This is a genomic window from Streptococcus infantis, assembly GCF_047463275.1.
GTDB lineage: Bacteria > Bacillota > Bacilli > Lactobacillales > Streptococcaceae > Streptococcus > Streptococcus infantis_AF.
Map to the genome: position 1 here is coordinate 15,527 of NZ_JASHEE010000007.1, position 24,024 is coordinate 39,550.

General features: G+C 39.4%; 20 protein-coding genes and 1 pseudogene. 4 read left to right on the forward strand and 17 right to left on the reverse strand.

The window, feature by feature from the left end; translation table 11 throughout:
* Positions 1 to 75 precede the first annotated feature (75 nt).
* A complete protein-coding gene (locus QM923_RS09025) occupies positions 76 to 2,088 on the forward strand; it encodes a DUF2079 domain-containing protein (protein ID WP_414291611.1) in 2,013 nt (670 codons plus the stop codon).
* Positions 2,089 to 2,143: 55 nt separating this feature from the next.
* Here the strand turns inward: QM923_RS09025 and QM923_RS09030 are convergent.
* From QM923_RS09030 to dltB (QM923_RS09095), 14 genes and pseudogenes are all read right to left on the reverse strand, one after another.
* Positions 2,144 to 3,058, reverse strand: a pseudogene (locus QM923_RS09030) (IS3 family transposase).
* Between the two features lie 79 nt (positions 3,059 to 3,137).
* The gene (locus QM923_RS09035; RefSeq protein WP_414291612.1) at positions 3,138 to 3,992 is read right to left on the reverse strand and encodes a VOC family protein; all 855 of its coding nucleotides are present in this window, start codon (positions 3,990 to 3,992) and stop codon (positions 3,138 to 3,140) included.
* A 130-nt stretch (positions 3,993 to 4,122) separates the two neighbouring features.
* Entirely contained in the window at positions 4,123 to 5,625 is a 1,503-nt protein-coding gene (locus QM923_RS09040) for a zinc ABC transporter substrate-binding protein AdcA (protein ID WP_414291613.1), read from the reverse strand.
* A 9-nt stretch (positions 5,626 to 5,634) separates the two neighbouring features.
* Positions 5,635 to 6,441, reverse strand: coding sequence for a metal ABC transporter permease (locus tag QM923_RS09045; RefSeq protein ID WP_414291614.1), 807 nt, complete (start codon positions 6,439 to 6,441; stop codon positions 5,635 to 5,637).
* Positions 6,434 to 7,138 (reverse strand): metal ABC transporter ATP-binding protein, encoded by a 705-nt coding sequence (locus QM923_RS09050; RefSeq protein WP_414291615.1) that lies wholly within the window; start codon positions 7,136 to 7,138, stop codon positions 6,434 to 6,436. Before QM923_RS09050 ends, QM923_RS09045 begins: the two co-directional genes overlap by 8 nt.
* Entirely contained in the window at positions 7,138 to 7,578 is a 441-nt protein-coding gene (gene adcR, locus QM923_RS09055) for a zinc-dependent transcriptional regulator AdcR (RefSeq protein ID WP_414291616.1), read from the reverse strand. Before adcR ends, QM923_RS09050 begins: the two co-directional genes overlap by 1 nt.
* 138 nt (positions 7,579 to 7,716) lie before the next feature.
* Positions 7,717 to 9,771, reverse strand: coding sequence for a cell surface ecto-5'-nucleotidase Nt5e (gene nt5e, locus QM923_RS09060; RefSeq protein ID WP_414291617.1), 2,055 nt, complete (start codon positions 9,769 to 9,771; stop codon positions 7,717 to 7,719).
* Between the two features lie 153 nt (positions 9,772 to 9,924).
* Positions 9,925 to 11,193: a D-alanyl-lipoteichoic acid biosynthesis protein DltD gene (dltD, locus tag QM923_RS09065; RefSeq protein ID WP_414291618.1), complete on the reverse strand. Its 1,269-nt coding sequence runs from the start codon at positions 11,191 to 11,193 to the stop codon at positions 9,925 to 9,927.
* Positions 11,186 to 11,425, reverse strand: a complete 240-nt coding sequence (dltC, locus tag QM923_RS09070; RefSeq protein WP_000351968.1) for a D-alanine--poly(phosphoribitol) ligase subunit DltC — start codon at positions 11,423 to 11,425, stop codon at positions 11,186 to 11,188. The genes dltD (QM923_RS09065) and dltC overlap by 8 nt, the downstream gene beginning before the upstream one ends.
* A gap of 13 nt (positions 11,426 to 11,438) precedes the next feature.
* A complete protein-coding gene (gene dltB, locus QM923_RS09075) occupies positions 11,439 to 12,683 on the reverse strand; it encodes a D-alanyl-lipoteichoic acid biosynthesis protein DltB (RefSeq protein ID WP_414291619.1) in 1,245 nt (414 codons plus the stop codon).
* Entirely contained in the window at positions 12,680 to 14,230 is a 1,551-nt protein-coding gene (gene dltA, locus QM923_RS09080) for a D-alanine--poly(phosphoribitol) ligase subunit DltA (RefSeq protein WP_414291620.1), read from the reverse strand. Before dltA ends, dltB (QM923_RS09075) begins: the two co-directional genes overlap by 4 nt.
* 20 nt (positions 14,231 to 14,250) lie before the next feature.
* Entirely contained in the window at positions 14,251 to 14,382 is a 132-nt protein-coding gene (locus QM923_RS09085; protein ID WP_414291621.1) for a teichoic acid D-Ala incorporation-associated protein DltX, read from the reverse strand.
* Between the two features lie 451 nt (positions 14,383 to 14,833).
* A complete protein-coding gene (dltD, locus tag QM923_RS09090) occupies positions 14,834 to 16,006 on the reverse strand; it encodes a D-alanyl-lipoteichoic acid biosynthesis protein DltD (protein WP_414291622.1) in 1,173 nt (390 codons plus the stop codon).
* Positions 16,007 to 16,043: 37 nt separating this feature from the next.
* Entirely contained in the window at positions 16,044 to 17,198 is a 1,155-nt protein-coding gene (dltB, locus tag QM923_RS09095; RefSeq protein ID WP_414291623.1) for a D-alanyl-lipoteichoic acid biosynthesis protein DltB, read from the reverse strand.
* Between the two features lie 389 nt (positions 17,199 to 17,587).
* On the opposite strand from dltB (QM923_RS09095), the gene hslO reads away from it, so the two are divergent.
* Positions 17,588 to 18,460, forward strand: coding sequence for an Hsp33 family molecular chaperone HslO (hslO, locus tag QM923_RS09100; RefSeq protein WP_414291624.1), 873 nt, complete (start codon positions 17,588 to 17,590; stop codon positions 18,458 to 18,460).
* On the forward strand, positions 18,447 to 19,427 hold the full coding sequence (gene dusB, locus QM923_RS09105; protein ID WP_414291625.1) for a tRNA dihydrouridine synthase DusB: 981 nt from the start codon (positions 18,447 to 18,449) through the stop codon (positions 19,425 to 19,427). The genes hslO and dusB overlap by 14 nt, the downstream gene beginning before the upstream one ends.
* Before the next feature lie 76 nt (positions 19,428 to 19,503).
* On the opposite strand, the gene QM923_RS09110 is transcribed toward dusB, so the two are convergent.
* Entirely contained in the window at positions 19,504 to 20,199 is a 696-nt protein-coding gene (locus QM923_RS09110) for a hypothetical protein (RefSeq protein ID WP_414291626.1), read from the reverse strand.
* Positions 20,200 to 20,475: 276 nt separating this feature from the next.
* Here QM923_RS09110 and QM923_RS09115 point away from each other — a divergent pair, with 276 nt between their 5' ends.
* Positions 20,476 to 20,706 carry a hypothetical protein gene (locus tag QM923_RS09115; protein ID WP_414291627.1) on the forward strand — a complete coding sequence of 77 codons (231 nt, stop codon included), beginning with the start codon at positions 20,476 to 20,478 and terminating at the stop codon, positions 20,704 to 20,706.
* A 35-nt stretch (positions 20,707 to 20,741) separates the two neighbouring features.
* Here the strand turns inward: QM923_RS09115 and QM923_RS09120 are convergent, their stop codons facing one another.
* On the reverse strand, positions 20,742 to 21,515 hold the full coding sequence (locus tag QM923_RS09120) for an NUDIX domain-containing protein (protein ID WP_414291628.1): 774 nt from the start codon (positions 21,513 to 21,515) through the stop codon (positions 20,742 to 20,744).
* 73 nt (positions 21,516 to 21,588) lie between these two features.
* Complete coding sequence (locus QM923_RS09125) at positions 21,589 to 24,021, reverse strand: ATP-dependent Clp protease ATP-binding subunit (RefSeq protein ID WP_414291629.1); 2,433 nt, start codon at positions 24,019 to 24,021, stop codon at positions 21,589 to 21,591.
* Positions 24,022 to 24,024 lie beyond the last annotated feature (3 nt).

Sequence of the window (24,024 nt, forward strand, 5' to 3'; positions counted from 1 at the left end):
CTATTAAAAATTGAATTATCTTTTTAAAGAAAATTCAATTTTTATGATAAAATATTAGACGGAGGTTTTTATAACATGAAACAATTTTGGATCAAACTATTAGAGAATCGAAACGATTACTTTCGTTGTATCTTAGGCGCTTATCTATTTATGATATTAGTTGGATTACTAACGTCAACTCCACATGATATATTTCTTGCCTTAACTCCAGCTTCAATTTTAACATTAGGGGTCTTTTTTGTCGCTGGGTCTGTTCTGATACTCTTTACTCAAAAAATTCCTTTTTTAAGTATTTTCAAAGTCAATATTTTGTTATTAAATATCGTACTATTGGTCTCCATTTATAAAAGCATGTCCTTTTTCTTATCCCTAGGTCTGCTATTATTGACATTAGTATTATATATAGGCAGTTTTTTAAGAAAAGAAAAACTTTCTTTTTCATATCTGCTCGTTATTTTATTCACAACACCTCGACTCTTGACATTGGCCAGTTCAAACTTCCAAGATACTGCACTTGAGTTTCATGCTTTCAATCTGGCAGACACTCGATTTAACATCATTATTTGGCCTGTTATCTTTGCTGGTTTGCTTTCGGGAGCTACCCTTCTTTTAATTCACAACTCCCCGCTTAAGCAATACTTAGAGCGCTACAAAAAATTACTAACCTATGGTGTATTTTCTATAGTTGCTCTCTATATAGTCTATCTCTCAGTTGTTTTTGTCTATAAGGTAAAAACCTTTGATGGTTCCACCTTTGATATTGGATTATTCTCACAGATGTTTCATCGGATGAGTACTGACTTGACAGCCATCACAACACTCGAACGCGATCGAGTATTATCTCACTTTGCAGTTCACATCTCACCCATTTTCTATCTGATGTTACCTTTCTATAAGCTTTTCCCACATGTTGAAACTTTAGAAGTGCTACAAATTTGGGTTGTATTCTCTGCAGTAATTCCTCTAAGATTGCTTCTCTCCAAATTGAATCTATCGAAATTGGCAAACATTTTGACAATTCTTTGGTTCGTACTTTTACCTGTATTAACTACAGCAGGAGGCTATCATCTGCACGAAAATTGTTTCTTGGTCCCTTTGATATTTTGGGTATTCTATTTCATAGTAAATGAAAAGAAGTGGGGGATTCTCATATCCACTATCCTACTACTTTTAGTCAAAGAAGATGCCTTTATCTATGTCTTCAGCATAGGAATATTCTTCTTAACCCAGAAACGTTTTAATCTTACCACCAAAACTAAGAAATGGCTAATCATTACTGAATTCCTTTTGCCAGTTCTATACTTTACCTTAGCAATGTATCTCCTAAGCGCATTTGGAGAAGGGGGGATGGTCTCTCGATTCGATGCGTTCTTACTAAAAGATGAAAGTGGAATTTTAACCGTATTTAAAAATTTAATTCTTCATCCAAGTTTTGCTATCAGCCATTTGTTTATGGCTAAAAAACTAGGCTATTTATTCCTGATGTTAGCTCCCATGTGCTTCCTACCACTATTGCAACGGAACTGGTCAACTTATTTTTTAGCTATACCTTTAGTAGTTATCAATTTATTGCCGGATTGGCCTTATCAATACGATATCGGCTTTCAATATAGTTATGGCAGTGGAGCCTTACTCTTCATAATGGCCTTGCTTGCTTTAGAAGACCTGAAAGAACACAAACTCATTAAAGAAAAAATGGTGATTTCAGTCATTTTTATGGGTATTATTTTTTCTGGTACTTTTCTTCATCGTTTCACTCATGCTTGGTCTTCTAATATTACCTATTACCAACAAAACAAGGACAAATATGATGCAATTAGATATGGCCTAGAAATTCTGCCAGAAGATGCCTCAATCGTTGCAGAAGGAGGCTATACACCTGCACTGAGAAAACATCAAGCCCTTTACGATATTTTCTACCACAACCAGCGAAAAGCTGACCCATCAATTGATTATATTGTAATTCCACGAGAACAAAAAGGGAAAAACGATGTCTATGATTCTGTAATTGCCAGTTATGAAACACTAGGATATAAGGAAAGTAAGTACGCAACAAAAGAACTTTTCATTCTCGAAAAACCTGAATAAAAAGAGAGCAGTTCAAACCACTTTTTGTACTGACCCCAAAAAGTAGACAAATAATTTACACAAAGGATTTAGTTCTGTATTGCACAGGACTGAGTCCTTTTAGTTTTACCTTAATTCGCTTGTTGTTGTAATAATCAATGTAGTCTACAATAGCTTGTTCCAATTGCTCAAGTGAGTGAAAGGTCCTCTCATAACCTTAAAACATCTCAGACTTAAGAATGCCAAAGAAGGACTCCATTATGCCGTTGTCTGGGCTGTTGCCTTTACGTGACATGGATGGTTGAATCCCTTACTTTCTAAAAACCTGTGATAAAAATCGTGTTGATATTGCTATCCTTGATCACTATGAAGAATGGTATTCTCGTAATGTTTCTCACCGAAAGCCTGGTCTAACATAGTCTTCACTTGTATCAAATTCGGTGACGTAGAAAGATTATAGGCGATAATTTCGCTATTAAAGTCATCTAAAACCGGTGATAAATAGAGCTTTTGACTGCTTGCTGGAATGGCAAATTCTGTTATTAATCCTTGAACAATTTCCATTTTTCTTCTTGCTCTTTTTCCTCCTTCAATCGGAGTTCTCTCAACTTTTTTAGAATAGCATTCTCCGCTCTCAAATATTCTAATTCTTCCTGAAGACGTTCTAACTCTGTCATCTCTTCAGTTTTTTTCTATATTACACCAGCCAATTTGAAAGTATTCCTTGCTTTGGGAGACCAAAATCAAGGCTTACACTTCTACGTGAACGCCCTTCAAGTAAGACTTTATTCATCATTTCTTGTTTTAATTCAGGGGAACAATAACAGTTCTTTCCCTTTTTGACGATGTTTCTTCCATAACGGTCAATTAATTTCACCATGTACTTTAGACCAGAAACGTTCACCCCAAATTGATTTGAAAGCTGGTTGAAGTTTTGTCCTTGTTTTCTCAGTTCATAGATTTGAACTTTATCTTCATAACTCAATTTCATAATAAAACACCCCAAAAGTTAGACAGAAAAAATCTAACTTTTGGGGTGCAGTTCATAACCTAGACCGAACCACTCTATTCTAATTTCCTACTCTAACTCTTGTAACGATACCGTCTTTATCAGTCATGCTGAACTCTGCCGAAGAAGTCCACTGTGTTATCGCCTGATTGCTTTGTGACTGAGCAAATACCTTTAACAACTCCTCTTTGTCCTCAACTTCAACGACATAGTAGGCAAGACCTACCATTCCTTGCTCACGTCGCGCTAACAAACGGCCACCCCATTCGTTAACTGCTAGATGATGATGGTAATTCCCCGATGCTATCCAACTGGCATTCGGAATCGTGAATTTATCCTCAAGACCAAGAGACTCTTGGTAGAATGCACTCGCTTCTCGGCTATTCTTCACAGATAGGTGAACATGGCCCATGCGAGTGCCTTCTGCAATTACAAAATGATCAAATTCTTTGCCTAGTTCATAGATAGCTTGTGCAGACAGTTCTTCTGTCACGCCAATAATTCGTCCATCCTCACGAATATCCCAGACTGTCACAGGTTTATCTCTGTAGAGTTCAATCCCGTTGCCCTCTAAGTCTTCCAAATAGATAGCCTCACTATAACCATGGTCCGCTCCACCCACTAGCGGTATCTTTAAATCGACCAAGTGTTTAAAAATATTGGCCAAATCTTCTCGACTCGGTAAAATCAAGGCCATATGGTAAAGACCGTAGCTCTGCTTAGAATTGCCTATATTTTCTGTTTGGATAAGCTTCACCAGCGGTTTTCCTCCGACACCTAAAAGAACTTGATTTTCCGATTGATTCAAAATCTCCAACCCAATCAACTGATGATAAAATGCTGTCTGACTTTCTAAATCCTTGACATTTAAAGCTACTTCAGCCAAATAAATCTGACTATTATATTGGTAAACCATAGAAAACCTCTCTTTGTTGTAACTATTTTTATTACATCTATTGTACTCCCTTCTTAACCAATGTCAATCTAGATGCTCAACGCTGATAAAACAAGAACAATCCTCCCCATGTAGGAAGGATTGTTTCGCTTTAATGAGCCAACATTTCTTGAGCAATCTCTTGACCTGATAAGCCATCTGGATAGTAGGTTGGCCAGTTGTCCATCTCTTCAAAGAGGGCTTCTTGGCTAGTGCCTCCAAAGAAGATATGGAAATGCTCTGCCTTGACTGGAGCAATATTATGGTCGCTAAACTGAACATACTTGAATTGTCCGGCGTCTGCATCAGTCGCTTCAAAGAGGAAGCGTACTCCACGATTCCCTTTCTTATAAGTCAAGATTTTCTTGCCGACATACTTGTAAGTATATTTCTTACTTTGGCCACCTTGGATGAATTCCATAGTGTTATCCGTGATGTTAATCTTGGTCACATCTGTTTGGTAACCCTTTTGATAGTAGGCCTTATACTCATCCTTGGTCATCTTACCAGTCAATTTAGCCTTGTAGTCAAATACTTGGTCAAGAGTCCCATCCTCAAGGAAAGGATAAACTGACTGCCAGTTGCCAGCATAATCACTTAAGGTACGGTCCTTAACATCTGCATCCTCGAAGTAGCCATTTTGAACGGTTTTAGTTTCCTCTGCCTTTTCTGGTTCAATCTCTGCTCCTGCCTGATCAGTTGTTTGCTTGAGTGCCTTGAGGTTTTTCTCCATGACAGAGATATAGTTTTCTCCAGCCTTCATGTCCTCTTCGGTCAAGCTTTCAAGAGGATTCAGAACATCTAACTTCACTCCTGTTTCTTTTGAGAGGGTATTCGCTAGGGCTTGAGAAGCATTTTCTTCAAAGTAGATATAAGAAATCTTATTTTTCTTGATGTACTCGGTCAATTCTGCCAAACGGCTTGCTGAAGGCTCCGCATCTGGTGAAAGACCTGAGATAGAGACTTGATTGAGTCCGTAGTCCAAGGCTAGATAACGAAAGGCTGCGTGTTGAGTCACAAAACTCTTTTGCTTAGCATTAGAAAGCCCTTCACTATAGGCCTTATCCAAGGCTTGCAGTTTTTCGATATAGGCTGCTGCATTTTGTTCAAAAGTCGCCTTCTTATCTGGATAGTCAGCTGAAAGACTATCACGTATATGTTCTACAAGTTTGATTGCACGCGCAGGAGACAACCATACATGAGGGTCATACTCGTGATGATGACCTTCTTCACCATGGTCATGGTCTTCCTCTTCTTCACTTCCTGGAAGAAGTAGCATATCTCCAGTCGCCTTAATTGTTTTTACTTTTTTCGCATCTAGGGAATCTAATAGCTTAGGAACCCATGTTTCCATGTTCTCATTTTCATAAACAAAGGCATCAGCGTCTTGAATTTTAGCGACTGCCTTAGGCGATGGTTCATAGTCATGTGGTTCTGTCCCAGCCCCGATTAAGAGTTCAACATTGGCTGTGTCGCCTGCTACTTGCTTGGTAAATTCGTAGACAGGATAGAAAGTTGTGACGATATTTAATTTCCCGTCTGCTTGTTTTTGATTGGAGCAAGCGACTAAGAATACCGTCACAAGACTTGCCAAAAGTAGGCTTAGTTTTTTCATTTACTTCTCCTATTTGATAAAACGTTTGAGTAAGCTGACTAACAAGAAGACAACTACAAAGATAAGAGTGATACTTGCACTCGGTGGTGTCTCTGCATAGTAGGAAATATAAAGTCCTGCCACCATGCCTAGAAAACCAATGGCGCTAGCAAGTATCATCACAGAACTAAAGTTTTTACCTAGACGCAAAGCAATACTTGCTGGTAAGACCATGATAGTCGATACCAAAAGTGCTCCCGCAGCTGGGATCATGAGGGCAATAGCCACACCCGTTACCATGTTAAAGAGAATAGACATAGTACGCACTGGAAGGCCATCGACAAAAGCTGTATCCTCGTCAAAAGTTAGAATATACATGGGTCTTAAAAAGAGGAAGGTCAGGATTAAAACAACCGCTGCAATAACAAAGAGACCAATGACCTGCTCTTGACTAATAGTCACAATAGAACCAAAAAGGTATTGATCCAGGCTCATAGAACTAGAGCTCTTACCCTTACTCATAACAATAAGCGAAACTGCAAGTCCTGTAGACATGAGAATGGCTGTCCCAATCTCCATAAAGCTTTTATAAACCGTACGCAAGTATTCGAGGAAAACCGCTGCAATTAAGACAATCACAATGGTTGAGATGGTCGGAGAAATTCCTAAAACCAAGCCAAAGGCAACCCCTGAAAGCGAGACGTGACTCAGAGTATCACTCATAAGACTTTGACGACGCAAGATGAGGAAGGTCCCAAGGACTGGTGAAAAGAGACTCATGGCAATAACAGCCAAAAAGGCCCGCTGCATAAAATCATAAGAAAATAGATTAAACATGGTCCACCTCCTGGTCACTTTCATGGACATTGAAACAACGCCATGGCGAATCTTGGTCACGAACAAGGTGGATATTACGATCTGCGTAATCCTTGACTTCTTCAGGATCGTGAGTAATCATCAAAACAGCCTTGCCATGATGGTGGGCACTATGGTGCATGAGTTCATAAAATTCATTTTTGGTGCCAGCATCCATCCCTGTTGTCGGCTCATCCAAGATAAAGATATCTGGATCTGAAGCAAACATACGTGCGATAACAGCTCTTTGCTTTTGCCCACCAGAGAGAGAACCAATCCGTTTATCCCGATGCTCCCACATGCCAACTGAGTTTAAACTAGCCTTGATGTGTTCTTCATCGTGGGCATTCAGACGACGGAACCAGCCTTTTCTTGGGTAGCGACCTGATTTGACAAACTCATAAACAGTACTTGGAAAGCCTGCATTAAAACTGGCAATCTGCTGAGGAAGATAGGCAATTCTTAGCTTTTTCCCATGAATATTGGTCTTTGAAATGGTAACCTTGCCAAATCTTGGTTGCAAAATACCCAGACTAGCCTTGATTAGCGTTGTCTTAGCTGCTCCATTTTCTCCTGTCAGTGTGACAAACTCCCCACTATCAACACTATAGTTGATGTGCTCAAGCACAGGTTCCTTGTCATAATAGAAGGACAAATCCTCTACTGTGATGTATCTCATTACTTGATTTCTCCTACTAAAGCAGTTAAAAACCGCTGGATAATTTTTTGTTCGTTTGGTGTGAACTGAGTGACAACACGCTCATACGTCGATAGGGTGTGTTCATGATGATGATGGTGCTCTTCAGCAATCGGTCGAGCTAGGTCTGTCAATTGATAGAAGATCACTCGAGCATCCTTTGGATCCTTAGAAGTTTCTAGCATCCCCTCTTTAATCAAAGATTTAATAGCCTTGGTAATAGCCGCTTGACTGACATTAAGGCGACGTGCCAACTCAGAATTGGTCAATGATTCCTCTGATAAAAGCATGAGAATATGCTCCTGGGTATTGGTCAAAGCCACATTACTGGTGCAATGACCGATCAAAATTTCATGCTGATTTTCAGCTTTCAGGATTACTTCATTTAAAAAATGATCAATTTCTGTTGCTAATTGTCTCATGAACTTCTCCTTTCCTAGTTATCTTTTTCCTAAAACAATATAGATTCCCACGGATTCTTTACTGGTTAATTATATCATAAACCAAAAAAGAATCAAGAAAAAAGATGAAAACACCTGAGATGTTTTCATCCTTTAGAATTATTTTTCTTGTTTACGGCTAGTCCAGAGGGCTGTCGCTCCAAGAATCACACCAAGTAGCATCATGAAAATAGATTGCTCACTACCTGTATTTGGAAGTAGTTTCTCTGAGACTACTGTTTTCTTAGCAAACTTATCTGCAACCTTATAATCAACTTTTACAGTAGAAGGTTGAGTCGGTTTTGTTGCTTGGTCTTCTATTGGTTTAGCTGGATCTTGCTCTTTACCTTCTTCAGGAAGTTTAAATGTTTTTGAGTCCACAGAAATCGTGCGTGAATTTGGATTTACCTTTTCATACTGAGTCAAATCAGCTGTTTTGAGATAGTCTTCAAAGGCAGCATCCATTGAAGGACCTTCTTCTCTAGCACCACCAAGCATGGTATAACCGTCACCACCTGCTGCAAGGAAGTCATTGGTTGCTAGGTAGTAGATTTTCGCCAAATCTAGTTTTTCATAAAGACCAGTTGCACGATTCTTCACTTGAACAGCCAAGACACGTTTACCTGAAAGTAGGTTTGTGTCATAATAGACCTTGACACCAGAAACTTGTAAGAAGCCTCCACTTGGCTCTAACAATGGTTGACCATTTTCATCCAAGACGGTTTTTCCTGCCTTATCAACCTGCAAGATAGAACCAAGTGATTTTTCAAACATGTCAAGGACTTGTTGGCCTGTCACCTGGATTTGTGTGATGGTATTTCCGAACGGTAAAACTGCAATGACATTTCCTTTTGTGATTGGTTTACCTTTGGCAATAGTTTCACGCAATCCTCCACCATTTGTCACAGCGATATCTGTTGGATGACTAAATCCTGTTTGACCATACTGGTAGAGAGAATCTGCTACAACATTTCCAAGATTAGTTTCACGAACCCGGACATTTTCACGGTCACCGTTCAATTCAACTGGACTGTTTGAAACAACTTCTACAGCATTTTCAGCGTCATACTTTTGTTTGATGTCCTTGACAAGTTTCTCAATTTTAGGATTAGCTTCCAATTTTTTAGCATCAGCAGCCGGAATCTGAGTTGGATTGCCCAAAAGCTGACGTGATTTATAAGTAATTTTACCAACGTTATGGAGATAACTTCCAGTTTGGTTGTAAGTCACATTATCTCCGTAAGTAGTTGATTCTACTGTATGAGAGTGACCGTCAATCACTGTAACACGCTTACCTTTCAAAAGAGGATTTTTTGAAAGTGCTTCTGCAAGTGTTGAACCACGCCATTCTACAGGTGTTGTTGTATCAACTCCTAAGTGAGCGAGAACAACATAATGTTTGTAGTCTTTGCCTTCTGCCAAGGCTTTAGCTTGAATTTCTTCGATAACCTTGTTAACCTCTGCAATAGGTTCTGTAAAGGTTACGCCTTTAACATTTTTAGGGTGAGTCTTAGTAGCTGTTTCAGGTGTTGTCACACCGATGACAACAAACTCATCACCTTCAACATCCTTGTTCTTATCAACAATTGTTGCTGCTTCAAATAGACGAGCTCCATTAACATAAGTATTTGAGCTAAGCAGTGGGAAGTTCAAGATTTCTTTGTATTTTTTAGCTTCGTCAAGTCCAAAGTCAAACTCATGATTTCCTACCGCCATGGCATCATAACCCATCTCATTTAGGATTTTGGCACGAGCTTCACCCTTTGTAGAGTTTGAAATTGGCAGACCTTGGAAGGCATCACCAGCATCTACTACTAGGGTCGTTTGATCACTCTTTTCTCGCTCTTTTTCAATAACTGTCGCGAGCTTGGCATCTCCAATTACTCCTTTTTCTTCTACGATACGGCCATGCACGTCATTGGTATGCAAGATAACAGTATCTTGTTCTTCTTTGACAGGAGTCACTGCTGCTCCTTCAGAGACTTCCTCACTTGTTACGGGTGTCGCTGGTTCGACAGTTGTAGGTGCTTCTGGCTCAGCTTGGGTTGTTGCAGCTGGTACTATTTTAGTTGTCTCAGGTGGAGTTGGACTTTCCTCCGCATAGACCTGACTGGCTAAAAAGGCTGGAGCTAATAAAGCTGTAGATAGGATGGGCAATAAGAACTGTTTCTTCATTTTGAAACCTCTTTCTATTCATAGTTCTTTAACTATTATACGTTATTTATCATCATTTTGAAACTTTTAGCCTTTTTTCAGGGTAAAATATTCGACATTTCATAAAAAAGTCTGAACAAAAAGCCCAAAACAAGGTTCAGGCTCTTTTGCTATTTATTGAAAATCTTTAATATTCCCATCGTAATCCGCCCAATCCTGGCTAAAGAATCGATTATTCATTTGGTAAATAGGTGCTGTTGTTGGATTACTTAAAAAAGGATTTACAACCTTATCAAACGCCAGCCAGCCTAACCAACCAATATGAATCGTATCCTTAACAAAGTAAGGATCTCCTCCATTTTTTGAGAAATCAGCAATATTGGTGAATCCTTGGCTTTCCAACTGGTAACGAATTTTTTCGACAGAATGTTGATACATTTCCTCACTCAGTCCAGTATAATCCATCCATTTTTTATTGACAGGTTGAAAGACAAAGAGCACATTCACCTTGGATTTGGCAAATTGATCGAGCACTAGCTGCAAATCATTGTACTCAGAAGACTTGAGAAAGTTGTAATTTTTTTGATAACCTTCCCACTTTTTCAAATCTTTCATTATCTGAGTATTGTAAAAATGGTTCTCCATTCCCAAATCATTATTGGTTGTATTTTCTTCACCCTCTTTTCGAGCGATATTTTCCAATTCTTCATAAGAAAATTGATCTGGGAGACTGCTCAAATATTTTTCAATATGATCTTTATACTTTAATCGGCCTCGGATGGAGAATTGACCAAAAAGGGCCGCTTGTCTTTCATTGAATTCTGCAGAAGCTGTAATTATTGAATGATCAAAGTCTGACAACTGTTCATTCTTAGCCAGTTTTTCAACAATCCCCTTCATCGGTACGCTAGGATTCTGCTTCAAGAGTCTATTAGCCGCATATTGAGAAGCTACGTCTCCAGATTGATTCTCTAAAAAGGCAGTCAACTGATCATTGTTAAAATAAGTTTGAAAAATAGTCGGGTCATGATCCTCTTTTGTAAACCACTGTGGAGAGATTACAAATACAGCTTGTTTGTTTTCAAGCTCAGATGTGATTTGTTGCATCCCAAAATACTGACTAAGAGAAGCGGCTCCTGCCTGCCCCATAAAATAAGGACGGTAGGAGCGGTTATACTTTTCAGCCAACACTCCTGGATGCATGCTATCAAAACGAATCCATTCACTCGAACCCAAAAAGGGTATAAAACGTATATTAGGATCCGTGAGAGCTCTCACTTTTTGACTTCTCTCTTTGAAACTTTCTGCACTTACTGAGGCTGCAGAGTATTTTTCCTCCATTAGATTATGACTCTTACTACTAGGATAGAAAAAAATAAGTAGAAGAACCAATAAACCTGCAATAAGAATCGGCCCGAAGATTAACCACAGGCGTTTAAGCATTCTTTAACTCCGTAATTCCTGCCACGATTTTATTAGCCGTATTCCAGTCATCACGACCAAATTCTGTAACCGGGACACGAATATCAAAGCGATTTTCGATTTCCACGATCAATTCAACCGTTCCCATGCTATCCAAGACACCCGCATCAAAGAGATCTTCATCCATCATGTCAGAAACATCTTCCATAAATAATTCATCGATAATTTCAATAACTTCTGATTTTATATCCATTTTTTAATTCCTTTTATTTTTTAAACCATAAATCATTCAAAAATCCAGAAAAGATTAAGAATGAAACCATTACGACATGGAAGGTTATCACCATGCCAAGCAACTGAGCCCAACGATTTTCAAGCAAGGGTGGTCGCCCTGCTTTTTTCCGTTCTTTATTGAGCGTTTTTTTCTTTCGAATCCAAGCATCATTCATCACTAAGCCTATCCCATGAAAGAGTCCGTAAGCGATATAAAACCATGTTATCCCATGCCAGAATCCCATAAGGAGCATATTTACAATATAGGCAACACTTGAGGTCACATTTCGATTCTTAAAAAGCTTTTTTCTCGTCATCACCATGACCATGCGCATAAAGACAAAGTCACGAAACCAGAAGGATAAACTCATGTGCCAACGATTCCAAAACTCTTTCAAATCTCTTGACAAGAAAGGTTTGTTGAAGTTAATCGGACTACGAATTCCCATCAGATTTGAAATAGCTATAGCAAACATAGAGTAACCTGCAAAGTCAAAGAAGAGCTCCAAACCAAATGTGTACATGATGGCCACTACATAATAGTTAAAGACGCCACCTGTTTGTAAAGCTAAATTCTTTAGCGGTGGTAATAAAATCTCGCCTAAAATATGAGCTAGGATAAATTTATACAGAAATCCCCACATGATATACCGAACGGACTCGGCTAGCATATCTAGCAACTCATCGCGCTCTGGTATCGTCTTATAATTTTCATTAAAACGTTTGAAACGATCAATAGGACCACTTGAAAATGTCGGCATAAAGAGAAGAAAACGCAAATACTCCCCTATCTTCAAATCCTTAATGACTCCATCTCTGAGTTCGATGATAATCCCCACCGAACGAAAGGTCAAATAAGAAATTCCCAAGAACCCGAACAAAGACTGCGTTCCATTGATAGCCGGCTGCACCTTTACAAAGATAATCGGAAGGAGGGACAGAAAACTAACGAGGTAGAATACCCACTTGCCATCCTTACTTTTTCGATAGTGCTTGTAGAAAAGCAGGAGCAATATTTCCCAGCACAGATAGATACCCAAGGCAGCTAATTGATTGGTCTTGCCTCCCGTCAACATAGTGACTATAAAGAACAGACTAACCAGCATTTCATACCAGGCAAAGCGTTTTTTGAAAAAAAGACCGATAAAGATTGGCAAGGTAGCAGTAATTACGTACAAAAAGTACTGTGGATTCCCATATGGCTCAATATGAGGAATCTGTTTAAGAAGCTCCATCATCTATTGTTTACCTCGCTAATCAATCCTTTGATGTCAATCTTGCCATTTGGAGTCAGTGGCAATTCCTCTCTGTAAAGAAACTTAGATGGCATCATGTAAGACATCATAATATCTTCCAAGTCTTCCTTAATGGCTTTCGTAATATCGATTTCTCGTTCAAATTGCTCTTTGACGCCATCGTTTAAGATGACATAGGCCAAGAGATTTTGAACCTTGTGATCTTTATTATAGCGCGGTACCGCAACAGCCGAGTCAATGTACTGAGATTTGTTCAAGTTTTGAGAAACATCCTCTAGTTCAATACGATAGCCATTAAACTTGATTTGGAAATCCATCCGTCCACCGTAAAGAAGAAGGCCTTCATCCGTCATAGTTCCGACATCTCCCGTATGGTAGGCTGGCAGACCTTCAAATTCGAAGAAAGCTTCTGCTGTTTTCTCAGGATTATTCATATAACCTTTTGAGACAGCCGGTCCAGACACGATGATCTCACCTTGCTCACCATTTGGCAATTTATTTCCTGCCTCATCAATGATGAAGGTTGGAGAATCTTCTTTGGTATAACCAATTGGCAGACGTTTCAAAGTTGCTAACATCTCATCCGTAATAGCAACTGCCGACAAAGCAACTGTTGCTTCTGTTGGCCCGTAAGCATTGATGATGCGCGCATTTGGGAAACGTTCGCGTAATTTCTGAGCAGTTTTAACAGTCAACTCTTCCCCATCAAAGTAGAAATGGGTAATGCCTGGCATCTTTTCAGCATTGAAATCTTCAGATAACATGGCCATATCTGCAAAAGATGGTGTCGAAGTCCAGATAGCAATCGGAAGTGAAAAGATGGTCGCAAAGAGTTGTTTAAAGTCTTGAGTGATGGCTGATGGAAGGGCAAAAAGTGTTCCTCCAAGAGCCAAGGTCGGTGCCCAATACATGACAGACAAGTCAAAGGAATAGGGTGGTTGCGCCAACATTTGTGGGCGCTCTGGCGTCGCAAATTCCTTGTCTGTAATCATCCAGTTGGTGAAGCTGAGCAAGTTATCATGTGAAATCTGCACCCCTTTTGGCTTCCCAGTCGTCCCCGAAGTAAAGATGATGTAGTAGTTATCATCCCCTTTGACCGGATGTTGCAAATCATAGGCATGTTGAGCCGCATAAGCTTCACGCACTTGCTCCAAGGACATGATTGGAGCAGCTGGGTTTTCAATTGGAAACTCATTGATGGCGATGATTAGGCTTGGCTCAGCTACTTCAAGAATAGCAAACACGCGCTCCAAGGCAGAATGGCTGTCAATTGGGATATAAGCATGGCCAGATTTGGTCAAGGCCACAAAGGTTGCTAACATTTCATATTCTTGGCCACCAAAGACCACAACAGGTGACTTTTCAGGAAGTCCCATTTGGTCAATATGGGCTGCTAAGTTATCTGAATCAGCCTTCAATTGGCCATAGGTATGCTCTTCTCCAAGGACATTGTAGACAGGATAGTCTGGTTGCAGTTGGGCGTAACGCTCAATCGCCTCAATCATATCAGTAATTGGTTGGTTTGACACGGTAGGGGTTCTCCTTTAAGTTAAAATTCATTATAGATAAAGCTACCTTGAACCTGACCGAGATAACTAAAAAAGTAAAGTAGGCCCAAGAAAATGATAAAATACAAGGCTGTCCGACCAAGAAAGAGATAGAGTTCTTTACTCTGTTTCATCAAGAAAAACCTTTCATTCCTGTAATTTTCAACTAAAATAAAATTAATTTCTTACTAACTTATTTTCTGCTATTATACCACTTTATAAACTATTTTTTCAATTGTTTTCCGTCCATTTCCACTACATTTCAACATCATTAAATCGTTCCATATGATACCTTCTACTGATAGCTTTAATGCTTTTCAGTATAGATTATATTGGGACCTATAACAAAGTAGGCTCTATACTACCTATAGAGGATTTTCCCCGCTATAAATATTATAGAGCCTTATCTTATGTCTCACTTTATCGGTGGAATTTCCTTTACCTAGAGATTTTTATAAAATGTAATCTTAAAATTCACTATAGATGAAATCTTGAATGTTCGAAAAATCGGTCACAAAACAGTAGATTACGATGCTTAAAATAACTGTGTAGAAAAACAAGGTCCACAAGATTAAACGATGTGTGTCAGTTAGTTTCATTTGCAAATTTGTAAAGTTCTTTTTCAACTTCCATCCATCCTTTCACTCCAACGTGCATCACGTCAAATAAAAAGTAATCATCATACTCTCTGTTTCCATAGTTTAGCACCGTTGCCCCATGAGCTTTTGCGACATCTTCTATTTTTTTATAAGTTTTCTCCCGCATTTCTCGTGAAACACCTGTGTAATCGTTCCACTTCCCGTTTACTGGAAAAATAATGACTTCAACTTCAATTCCCAATTCCTTGGCAACTGTCAAGAAAAGTTCCATATCTGAATACTCTGGTGACTCGAGGTAGCTCAAGTCTTTGTTAGAATCTTTCAACGAAGCATAGCGGTCTCTCAAGTAGGTATTGTAGTAGTTATTATCCACAGCATAATCATTGTTATCTGTTTTCTTTTTAACTTCTTCTACAAACTTCTTCGTCATCTCCTCCCAATCATAATCCGGCGTTTTATCTCCTAGTGCAGGATAGTCTGATTTGGCATGATTTTCATAGAATTTTCGTTTAAGCTTAAAGGAATAAACGGCATTGTCAAGCTCCAACAGTTTTTTATCAATGATTGTTCCTTTTCCTTCTATGAAATATCTTTTATACTTTTTATAGATATCATTTTGTTGTTTATTTCCTTTGGTAATCTCAATAATGCGATTAATCAGTTTTTCTTTCGTTTCCTTACTGATTTTCTCGTTATCTAGCATGTGAAAAATATGTTCCTGAGAGGCCTTGTTTAAGAAGGCGTCTTGATGAGTCCCATCCTTTTCGAACCATTGAACAGACTCTACGATGGCTACTTTTCGCTTACTCATAGCCCCCTCAATCGAGCTCAAGGTCGTAGCTTGAATGATATTTTGAGAGTAACTGGTTCCTATCTGCATGATATTAAAATCATTGTAGTTAAAAATTTTATTGGGATGGTAATCTTCATTTATCGTCGCAACTAACTCTGAGGAACCCATTAGAACTAGTGTATTGGGAGTGATATTATTTGTTAGAATATCTCTACTTTTATACTTTTCATAAGAAGTGCTGTAGCGAATACTATTGTCCTTGACTTTATAATAGTCGTCAATCTTCTTGACATATGTCACATTTAAAAGAGCAAGAGTCGCAATTACGAGCACAAGCGATAGTAAAAATGCTTTTAACTTAATCATCTTGTTTTGTCCAATCTCCTTGTTTCAGCAGATCTCTTTATCTACTTAGAATTGCCATAATTATCTTATAAGGTTCACCTGAAAAGATAAAGAAGCCAACCATAACTAAATTCATGGTCACAAACCAACTTATTAGCTTGTACCATGTTTTATTTTTATGCTTCTTATAAAAATTGCTTTTCTTTTGATAAATTTCAAATCCAGACATCAAGATTCCATGGTAAAAACCATAAGCAATGTAGCTGACACTAATTCCATGCCAAAATCCCATAACCAACATATTGACCATATAGGCATAGGCTGCATTGTGTAATCTATTCTTAAACCATTTCTTTCTGATAACCTGCATCAAAACTCTTGAAAATACGAAATCTCTCAACCATGTTGACAAGGTGATGTGCCATCTAGTCCAGAAATCCTTGATATCAATACTCAAGAAAGGTTTATTGAAATTCATCGGTGTCTGAATACCCAAAATATTACTGCTTCCAACAGCCATCAAACTATACCCCGCAAAGTCAAAGAACAGATAGAGAGTATACAGGTACATATATTTGATTGAGTAGACAACTGTACCAGTATTGCTTAGAGCAAGTAGTATCTGGTAAACATAGGTTGATAAAACAACCTTGTAGAGAAGGCCTAAAACGATGCGATAAATACCATCACCTGCTAACTCTAGGTAATCTTTTCTAGGCATGACTCCATTGATCTCTTTTAGAAATCTTCTGCTACGATCGATTGGCCCAGAACTAACTGTAGGGAAAAAGAGTAGAAACTGCAGATAATCTTTTACACTGATTTTTTCTTTGATTAAACCATCCGATATTTCTAGCATGATCTGAATGGTCTTAAAGGACATGTAGGAAATCCCAATAAAAGCCAACAAATGTAGCTGGGTTATTGCAAAGACTTTATTGACCACTAAAGGTAAAATGGATAACATAACTAGAGGTTTTAACCGTTTTGAATCCATTCTTTGTGCTATGAAAACTAGGACATATTGGTAGATGATGAAAGCCAATAGATAAACAACCATGGATTTACTCTTACCATAGATGGCTCCTGCAAATAAAATTGACAGACTTAAAATATAATAATCCTTACGCTTGCCAAAGTAGTTTAAAACAAAGCCAATCAGTAAAACCACAAACAATAGAAGGAAAAACTCATTCCCCTCAAAATAATTCATACCAGATGGACTCCTTTTCTCTTTTTCTCATCTCCCGATTTGTCATTTTAGGATTACTCCCTATCATATTATCAAGGATAATTAACTTTATTAATTATATCATAATTTAAAAACTATATACTTCTATTATCCAATTTCCTAAATAAAAAAACCAATGACTCTTACCACTAAATCCCAATAACAAGACAAAATTATTTACAAAATAAATAAAATCCAAGAGTAAAAAATTAACTTGACTCAGCTTTTCCCATCAAGTTTCCTAAATATATTCGTTACCTCTTTTATTTTCTCCCTCAAGCGGAACATAATATAAAAAATTCCAGAATAATCCTCAGAACTAGCAAACACACCACTCCCTCTTTGGGCATTTTTATGCTAAAATAGTAGCTATGGATAAAATTATTAAAACTATATCAGAAAGCGGGGCTTTTCGTGCTTATGTACTAGACAGCACTGAAACTGTCCGCACTGCTCAAGAAAAACATCAAACCCAAGCTAGCTCAACTGTAGCGCTTGGCCGTACACTTATCGCCAGCCAAATTCTCGCTGCCAACGAAAAAGGAAATACCAAGCTAACCGTCAAGGTTCTTGGAACTAGCTCCCTCGGTGCCATTATCACAGTTGCAGATACCAAAGGTAACGTCAAAGGCTACGTTCAAAACCCTGGAGTTGACATTAAAAAGACTGCAACAGGCGAAGTCCTAGTAGGTCCTTTTGTCGGAAACGGTCAATTCCTAGTCATTACTGACTACGGTACTGGTAATCCTTATAACTCTATGACTCCCCTCATCTCTGGAGAAATCGGTGAAGACCTTGCTTTTTACCTAACAGAAAGCCAGCAAACCCCTTCAGCTGTCGGCCTCAATGTTCTTTTAGACAAAGACGACAAGGTCGAAGTTGCAGGTGGTTTCTTGCTCCAAGTTTTACCAGGAGCAAAGGAAGAAGAAATTGCTCGTTTTGAAAAACGAATCCAAGAGATGCCAGCCATTTCAACTCTTCTGGAAAGCGATGACCATATTGAAGCCCTTCTCAAGGCTATCTATGGTGACGAGCCCTACAAACGTCTGTCCGAAGAAGAAATTCGTTTCCAATGCGACTGCAGCAAAGAACGCTTTATGGATGCTCTTGCCAGCCTTCCAAGTTCAGATTTGCAGGAGATGAAGGACGAAGACCACGGGGCTGAGATTACTTGTCAATTCTGCCAAACTACTTATAACTTTGATGAAAACGACCTGGAGGAACTCATTCGTGACAAATCTTAATACACCTTTTATGATTGGGAACGTCGAGATCCCAAACCGGACGGTCCTCGCACCCATGGCAGGTGTGACTAACTCAGCCTTTCGTACTATCGCAAAAGAACTTGGCGCAGGGCTCGTGGTCATGGAAATGGTCTCTGACAAGGGTATCCAATACAATAATGAAAAGACTCTTCACATGCTTCATATCGATGAAGGGGAAAACCCAGTCTCTATCCAACTTTTTGGTAGTGATGAAGATAGTCTCGCACGCGCAGCAGAGTTCATCCAAGAAAATACCAAGACTGATATCGTGGATATCAACATGGGCTGTCCAGTTAACAAAATCGTGAAAAACGAAGCTGGGGCTATGTGGCTCAAGGACCCCGACAAGATTTACTCTATCATCAACAAGGTCCAATCTGTCCTTGATATCCCCCTCACTGTCAAAATGCGCACAGGTTGGTCTGACCCATCTCTAGCAGTTGAGAATGCCCTAGCCGCTGAAGCTGCTGGTGTTTCTGCCCTTGCTATGCACGGTCGTACACGCGAGCAAATGTATACTGGCCATGCGGACCTTGAGACTCTTCATAAGGTTGCACAAGCTCTGACCAAGATTCCATTTATCGCCAACGGTGACATCCGCACTGTCCAAGAAGCGAAACAGCGCATCGAGGAAGTTGGTGCTGACGCCGTTATGATTGGTCGCGCAGCTATGGGAAATCCTTATCTCTTCAACCAAATCAACCACTACTTTGAAACTGGAGAAATCCTGCCTGATTTGACTTTTGAAGACAAAATGAAGATTGCTTACGAACACTTGAAACGCTTGATTGATCTCAAAGGTGAGCACATTGCCGTTCGTGAATTCCGTGGTCTCGCCCCTCACTACCTCCGTGGTACCTCAGGTGCAGCCAAACTCCGTGGAGCCATCTCGCAAGCCAGTACTCTGGCTGAGATTGAAGAACTCTTGCAGTTAGAGAAGGTATAAAAGACAACAAAAAACCCGTAACTTCAACTGAGTTACGGGTTTGCATTTGTTTTGAGAGAAGTTTTTCCGCTAGATTCTATGGTTGAATCAAGACAACACTAGAAACTGTACCATCTGCTCCTGTTGTAATTTGGATGATTTTTCCACCACCAATTTTGGCATTATATTTACCATCATCAAGAGTATAGGCGTAACCTCTAATAGAATAATTTTCTTTCTTTCCATCAGCAGTTTCTACTGTAAATTGACCTCCTGATGAGACAGTGATAGTCTCGCCATTGGCACCCTTCCAGCTTCCTGCTGCTGCTGAAAAATCACCATCTACCATGGTTAAAACGCCTTTGTAACGTTTATTATGTTCCGCCTGCTGGTCTTGTAATTTGCGGTCAGTCGTTGGATCATAAGTTGACTGGCTTGCTTGATTAGATTGACTTTGTGAAGCTTGCTGATTAGAAGATGGTTGAGATGGAGTTTCCTGTTGCTGAGGAGCTTGGGGAGTTGGTGCAGCTTGGTTGGATTCTTGACCCTGAGTTGTAGGACTTGAAGCTTGTTCAGAGGAAGCTTTAGCTTTTTCTGAAGTAGTGGTGCTTGTTGAAGCTTGAGTTTTACTTTCTTTGTTTGAAGAACTTGCCTTTGAACTTGACGTGGTTTGTGTTGTTTTATTTGCATTGTCGTTTTTAGCTTCTTCTTTTTTATTACCACATGCTCCTAAAAGCAAAGTTGAAGCCAATACGGCTACTGCTAGTAAACGAATTGAATGTTTTGTTTTCATGATGTGCCTCCTGTGTAATCTTTTTGAAATATTATGAAATACTTTTGTAATGTTATTGTAATATTTATTTTAGGGTTTGTCAACTATTTATATATGGTTTTGGTTTTTATTTATATTTGTTCTTTTTAATCCTCCTATCTCTATTATTCGTTAAAAATTTAAAAAACAGGAAAATTTTTCCTACTAAAAATACTATATTTTACAAGTGTAATCGCTTGTATTTTTTTCTTGAAGGGCTATAATAAAATTGAAATAGGATATTGGAGGTGTAGGCTTATGTTAAGAAACTATTACAAGTATCTTCCTTGGTTGATTTTAGCTACTTTCGTTTCTTATGGGGCAGCTACTCATTACGCTCAAACAACATTTGATTTGTTCTACCTAACTGCCATTTTCATGATTGTCTACGTGGCTTTATTGTATTTACACGAACATTATTTAAAATATAAATACAAAGATTTATTCATTCGAATCATGAGCAATTCTAATAAAGATAAACATCCTTAAACAAAAAGAGGTCGAGAAAATCCCGACCTCACTTTTTATTTTAATCGATAAATAGTAATAACTTCCTTCTGAGGAATCCGTTTAAAACCAACTTCCTCTATGCTGTCTCCATATTTCTCTAAGAAACTATCACTTGTACAGGATTTCTCTGGGCATAGAGTCTCAACGAGGGCTAACCCATCATCCACTGTGAACTCATCCTCTAGTAGATAAAGGAAACGAGGGTCATAGTCGATAGCTTCTTGAATTTTCCTGATGGATTCTTGAATGATGGCGGCATGGTCAAATGCAAAGTCCTTCTCGACAAGTTCTTTGCCATCCAAGTAACACTTGCCTGTGTGAAAATCAACATCTACAAGAACGACTTCTTTTGCATCATCTCCAGCCTGGACTAACTCAAGAGCTCGACTAGGTAGGTAAACTAGGTGGGCAATGGTAACTGTCCAACCTCTGGGATCACGACCAGGAGTAGATACTGTCACTAGCTGCTCAATCTTTTCCAGTGGAAGCTCAAGGTTGATTTCTTCTTTTACCTCTCGCTGACAAGCATGGGCTGCATCTTCCCCTTTATCCATAAAACCACCAACTAGCGCTAAGCAATCTTGAAAAGGGTGTGCCTTCCGACGAATCAGAAAGAGTTTCATTTTCCCTTCTACAAAGCAATAGGCTACCATATCCACAGTCACGCTTGGTTTTTCATACTGAGGGAGTGCTTGCTTGTGGTACCAGTCTAAAAATTCAGCTTGACTAGCGTGAACTTCAAAGTACTCTTTTTCTGTCATCCCGGTTGGAATTATCTGATTCATCATCTTCCACTTCCTTTCTGCTTTTGATGGCAATAAAGAGGGCGGATCTACAAATTATAGATTCATAGTTCTTGTTTTATACAATGTCGAATTTCAATTGACCAGCTTTGACACCAATCTTAAGGGTCTTGCCTTCTTTCAGTTCACCTGTAAGAAGGAGCTCTGCAAGTTTGTCTTCTACTTCTGTTTGAAGAGTTCTGCGCAGTGGACGAGCTCCCATCTCTGGATCATACCCTTTCTGAGCTAGAAGTTTAAGGGCAGATGCTTGGAGTTTCAAGTCAATTCCTTTTTCTGCTAGGCTTGCAATCAATGGTTTGACCATAATCTTAACCACTTCCTGCATATCTTGACTTGACAAGCTGTGGAAGACTACCTTCTCGTCAATACGGTTGATAAACTCTGGTCGATAAGCTTTTTTCAGCTCTTCAAACATACGTTTTTCCATACTCTCTTGATCAAAACGAATATCCTTAGCTCCAAAACCGACTGTCTTGTCATCACGAAGAGCTGTCGCACCAAGGTTTGATGTCATGATAATGATGGTATTTGAGAAATCAACCTTGCGACCCTTACTGTCCGTTAAGACACCATCATCCAAGACCTGCAAGAGCACATTAAAGATGTCTGGGTGAGCCTTTTCTACCTCATCAAAAAGCAAGACTGAATATGGTTTGTTGCGAACCTTCTCGGTCAACTCTCCGCCCTCTTCGTAGCCTACATAACCTGGAGGAGCTCCGTTAAGACGGCTAGCTGCAAATTTCTCCATATATTCACTCATGTCAAAGCGGATAAGGGCAGATTCATCATCAAAGAGGACTTCTGCCAAGGCTTTGGCCAATTCTGTTTTACCAACACCTGTTGGTCCTAGGAACATAAAGGAACCAATTGGACGTTTGTTATTACGAATACCCGATTGATTTCGGCGAATGGCACGACTGATACTAGATACTGCTTGTTCTTGCCCAATCACACGCTTGTGGAGTTCAGCTTCAAGATTGAGATACTTCTTGGCATCTGTTTGCGTCAATTTTTGAACTGGAATACCTGACAAGCGACTCAAGGTTGTCAAAATATCAGATTCTTTTACTACATCTTTATAGACTGGAACTTCCTGCTCTTTTGAAATGAGTTGCGTTGCTTGCTTCCATTTGCCATCCATCAAGGCCTTGTCTGCAGGTGTTAAACCTGACTCATCTTTTTTAGCGTGTTTCGATTTATTTTGAACAGTTGCTGCTGCTTCATCCAAAAGATCAATGGCTGAGTCCGGCAAGTGACGACTTGTCAAATAGCGATGCGCCATTTTGACAGCTGTTTCAACAGCATCGTCAGTAATTTGGACATGGTGGTGTTTCTCATAGGTTGCTTTTAAACCCTGTAAGATAGCCATACTATCAGCTACACTTGGTTCCTCAATCATCACTTTTGCAAAACGACGAGAAAGGGCTGCGTCTTTTTCGATGTGTTTTTGGTATTCTTCCTGAGTGGTTGCCCCAACAGTTCTCAGAGTTCCACGCGCTAGGGCGGGTTTCAGGATATTGGCCGCATCTAAGGTTGAGTCAATACCACTTCCTGATCCCATAATGGTATGAAGCTCATCGATAAAGAGGATAACCTTACCGTCTTCCTCGATATCTTTGATGATATTGTTCATACGTTCTTCAAAGTCTCCACGGAAACGAGTTCCCGCAACCACATTCATCAAATCGAGTTCTAAGACTCGCATCTTAGCCATCTCATCAGGTACATTTCCGTTGGCAATTCGCTGTGCAAGGCCAAGTGCCAAAGCTGTTTTACCAACACCTGCATCTCCAACTAAAACTGGATTGTTTTTTGTTTTTCGACTCAAGATTTGGATCATACGAGAGATTTCTTGGTCACGTCCAATAACTGGTTCCAATTTGCCAGAACGAGCTTGCTCTGTGAGGTCATGAGTGTAATCTTCCAAACCACCACTTGGAGTTTGAGGCATACCCATCATATTGGCCATAGAATTTTGCTTATCTGCTACTGATCTGTGGCGCTGACGCAGAGCCTTCAAATCTTCCTTTGTCCAACCAGCACGCGCTTCAAGACTACGACGAAGCCCAGCAATCTTGACTTGATCTTTCTGATCTTCATAAGAAAATCCTGCTTTTTCCAAAATGCGAGTAGCTAGGGCATTACCATCATGCAAGATAGCGTAGAGAAGATGCTCTGTTCCCAATGCTTTGGCATGTACCACCGAAGCAACATGTTCCGCCTCCAACATCAAGACGTTCAAACGATAGGAAAATGGGAGTTCCTTGTAATCTTCCTTGTGGTTATAGTTGGCTTCTGTTAATTCTACAGCCACTTCCTCCAAACGATCAATCTCATACGGGAATTCATTTAAAGTTGCTCCAGCAACACTGTAGCTATGATTGGCCATGGCAATCAGCAAATGCCAAGACTCTAGGTAATCTGCATCAAAGCGACTCGCTACCAGAAAGGCGCTATCGATGCATTCTCTCAATGCTTTTGAATATTTCATGTC